The 3,406-nt window shown below is 75.2% G+C and carries 3 protein-coding genes; 1 reads left to right on the forward strand and 2 read right to left on the reverse strand.

Annotated features, from left to right (window positions below):
- Nucleotides 1-165: 165 nt before the first annotated feature.
- Both FNH09_RS45540 and fmt read right to left on the reverse strand, forming a co-directional pair.
- The gene (locus FNH09_RS45540) at nt 166-1,584 is read right to left on the reverse strand and encodes a transcription antitermination factor NusB (protein WP_162470092.1); all 1,419 of its coding nucleotides are present in this window, start codon (nt 1,582-1,584) and stop codon (nt 166-168) included.
- 179 nt (nt 1,585-1,763) lie between these two features.
- Nucleotides 1,764-2,696 carry a methionyl-tRNA formyltransferase gene (gene fmt / locus FNH09_RS45545; RefSeq protein WP_152895740.1) on the reverse strand — a complete coding sequence of 311 codons (933 nt, stop codon included), beginning with the start codon at nt 2,694-2,696 and terminating at the stop codon, nt 1,764-1,766.
- A 259-nt stretch (nt 2,697-2,955) separates the two neighbouring features.
- Between fmt and FNH09_RS45550 the strand changes: the two genes are divergently transcribed.
- Nucleotides 2,956-3,406: hypothetical protein (locus tag FNH09_RS45550; RefSeq protein WP_152895741.1), on the forward strand; the 451-nt coding region annotated here is incomplete at its 3' end.

A 3,406-nucleotide genomic window follows, 5' to 3' on the forward strand; every position in this document is an offset into this window, starting at 1 on the left:
GGACAGAGCCGGGGCCGGGCCCGCCGGGACGCCCGGGGGCGCCGGACGGGCCGGACGGGCCGGGCAGGCACGCCGGGCGGGCCGGGGGGCCAGGCCCGCCGGGCAGGGCAGGCGGGCCGGGGCCGGGCCCGCCTGGCAGGCAAGCCGGGCCGGGCCGCCGGGCGGTCAGGCCGTGCGGCGGATGAGGGCCAGGTACATCGCGTCGGTCCCGTGCAGATGCGGCCACAGCTGTACGTCGGGGCCGTCGCCCAGTGCCGGTACGCCCGGCAGGAAGGGCCGGGCGTCGATCAGGTCGGCGTCCGGGAACTGCTTGAGGACGTCGGCGACGACCGCCCGGGTCTCGGCGAGGTGCGGCGAGCAGGTGGCGTAGCCGACCACACCGCCGACCCGCACCGACTCCAGGGCCGTACGCAGCAGCCCGCGCTGGAGCGGGGCGAACGCGTCGAGGTCGTCCGGACGACGCCGCCAGCGCGCCTCGGGCCGCCGACGCAGGGCGCCGAGGCCGGTGCAAGGCACGTCCATGAGCACCCGGTCGAAGGCTCCGGGCCGCCACGGCGGCCGGGTCCCGTCGGCCGTGATGACCTGGTAGGGCCCGGGGTTGCCGGCCAGGGCCTTCGCCACCAGGCCGGCCCGGTGCGGCTGCTTCTCGGAGGCGAGCAGCGTCGCGCCGCGCTCCGCGGCGAGGGCGGCCAGCAGCGCGGCCTTGCCGCCCGGCCCGGCACACCCGTCGAGCCACCGCTCGTCCCGCCCCTCGACCGGCACGTTCGCGAGCGCGAGCGCGACGAGCTGACTGCCCTCGTCCTGCACCCCGGCCCGGCCGTCCTTCACGGCCTGGATGGCACCGGGCTCGCCGCCCTCGGTGAGCCGTACGGCGTACGGCGACCAGCGCCCCGGTACGGCGGCCTCCTCCGTCAGCAGCTCCTCCGTGCCGGCCCGGCCCGGCCGGGCCACCAGCGTCACCTCGGGCCGCTCGTTGTCGGCCTCCAGCAGGTCCTCGATGCCCGCGCGGCCGCCGCCCAGCGAGTCCCACAGCGCGGAGACGACCCAGCGCGGGTGCGCGTGCACCACCGCGAGGTGCTCCTCGGGATCGTCGTCGTAGGGCGGCGCGATCTGCTCCAGCCAGGAGTCGAGGTCGTGCTGCGCGATCTTCCGGAGCACGGCGTTGACGAACTTGGCCCGCCCGTCGCCGAGCACGACCCGGGCGAGTTCCACGGAGGCGGACACGGCGGCGTGGCTCGGGATCCGGGTCCCGAGCAGCTGGTGCGCGCCGAGGCTCAGCACGTCGAGGACCGGCGGGTCCACCTCGCGCAGCGGCCGGTCGACGCAGGCGGCGATGACCGCGTCGTACGTCCCCTGCCGCCGCAGCGTCCCGTACACCAGCTCGGTGGCCAGGGCGGCGTCCCGTCCGTCGAAGTCGCCCTTCTCGCGCGCCTTGCGCAGCAGCGGCGGCAGTACGAGGTTCGCGTACGCGTCCCGCTCGTCCACGGCTCGCAGCGCCTCGAAGGCGAGCATGCGGACGGGGTCCTTCTGGGGTCGTCGGTAGGGCTTGCCCGGCTTGCGGGGCCCACGGGAGGTATCGCTCACGAAAAAGGTGCTCCGGAGGTTAGATGGGGATACGCCCCAAGCGTACGTCCCGGTGATCCCGGCCTCCGTGCCCGGACCCCCGCCGGGCTCCTCCACCCCGCGGCCGCGCGCACCGCACCCCTCCCGGGGCGGCTGAAAAGCCGCCCCGGGCGAAGCCGATCCGACCCGAGCGGAGGGCCCTACCTCCCGAGGCTCTCCCCGTGGCCGATGCGCGCGCCCCGCGCCCAGTCGGCCGCCCGCATCGGCTTCTTGCCCTGGGCCTGCACCCACAGCAGCTCGACCGCGTACGAGCCGGTGCCGACGTAGACGTTGTTCTTGGCGACGTCCAGGACGCCCGGGGCGAGGTCGTTCCGCTCCGGCAGGGGGGTGACGTGGACGAGTTTCAGCCGCTCGCCGCGGAAGGTGGTCCAGGCTCCGGGCGCCGGGGTGCAGCCGCGGACGACCCGGTCGACCCGCAGCGCCGGGGTGGCCCAGTCCACCTGGGCGTCCTCCACGGTGATCTTCGGTGCGACGGTGATGCCCTCGCCCGGCTGCGGCACGGCCCGCAGGCTACCGTCCTCGACCCCGTCCATGGTCGCGGCGAGCAGCCCGGCACCCGCGAAGGCGAGCCGGGTCAGCAGGTCGCCGCTGGTGTCGGTGGGCCGGATCTCCTCGGTGACGGTGCCGTAGAGCGGCCCGGAGTCGAGGCCCTCCTCGATGAGGAAGGTGGAGGCGCCCGTGATCTCGTCCCCGGCCATGATGGAGTGCTGGACGGGCGCTGCCCCGCGCCAGGCGGGCAGCAGCGAGAAGTGCAGGTTGACCCAGCCGTGGACCGGGATCTCCAGGGCCGACTTGGGCAGCAGGGCGCCGTAGGCGACGACGGGGCAGCAGTCGGGGGCGATCTCCCGCAGCCGCTCCTGGAACTCCGGGTCGCGCGGCTTCGCGGGCTTCAACACCTCGATCCCGGCCTCCTCCGCACGCTGGGCCACGGGGGACGCGACCAGCCTGCGGCCGCGCCCGGCCGGTGCGTCCGGGCGCGTGACGACGGCGGCCACCTCGTGCCGCCCGGAGGCGATCAGGGCGTCCAGAGCGGGAACGGCGACCTCGGGGGTACCGGCGAAGACGAGCTTCATGGGTGGGATCGGGCCTCTCGGGCGGGATGGGCAAGGCAACGGCAGCGCACAAGTCTATGACCCGGCCCACGGCGACACCGCGCAAGTCCGCCCCGCGCACACCGGCCGCGCGCACGTCCGCACCGGGGGCGTACGCGGATGCCCATACGCCCCCATACCGTGACCAGCGGCGCTCACACGCGTTGGTCAAGAAAGAGTTGACCACAGCGGGCCGCCGTGCGGTCCGTTTCCTTTCAACGCCGGTTCGAGAGGCTTGTTCATGGCCGACCACGCAACCAACGACGCCCAGGCCCGGGCCAGCCTGCACTTGCTGGTGCGGGACATCGAGCGGGTCCGCCGCCAGGTGGACGCGCTCCGCACGCTCACGGCGCAGTTGGGCAACGTCTACCGTCCGCGCCGCTCCGGCCCCTCCACGGGCTTCGTGGTGTACGGACGCGCCCCCGCCCCGACGGTCCGGCTGGCCCAGGAACTGCGGGACAGCGTCGAGACCCTGGTGACGGCCGCGGTCGACTTCGACCGCTCGCTCGGCTTCTCGTGGGACGCGGTGGGCTCCGCTCTCGGTGTCACCAAGCAGGCGGTGCACCGCCGTTACGGTGCCCGTCGCGCCGCGGCCCAGGCCGCCGCCGAGTCGGAGCAGATCACCGAGACGTCGGACAGCCGCACGGTCAACGTCGGCACCGCCATCCCCACCCTCCCCGCCATCCCCACGG

The sequence above is a fragment of the Streptomyces adustus genome, from assembly GCF_009377175.1.
Lineage (GTDB): Bacteria > Actinomycetota > Actinomycetes > Streptomycetales > Streptomycetaceae > Streptomyces > Streptomyces adustus.

What these genes read in the sequence shown, in the direction of transcription:
- fmt (WP_152895740.1), bottom strand. Translation starts at nt 2,696, where the DNA reads ATGAAGCTCGTCTTCGCCGGTACCCCCGAGGTCGCCGTTCCCGCTCTG.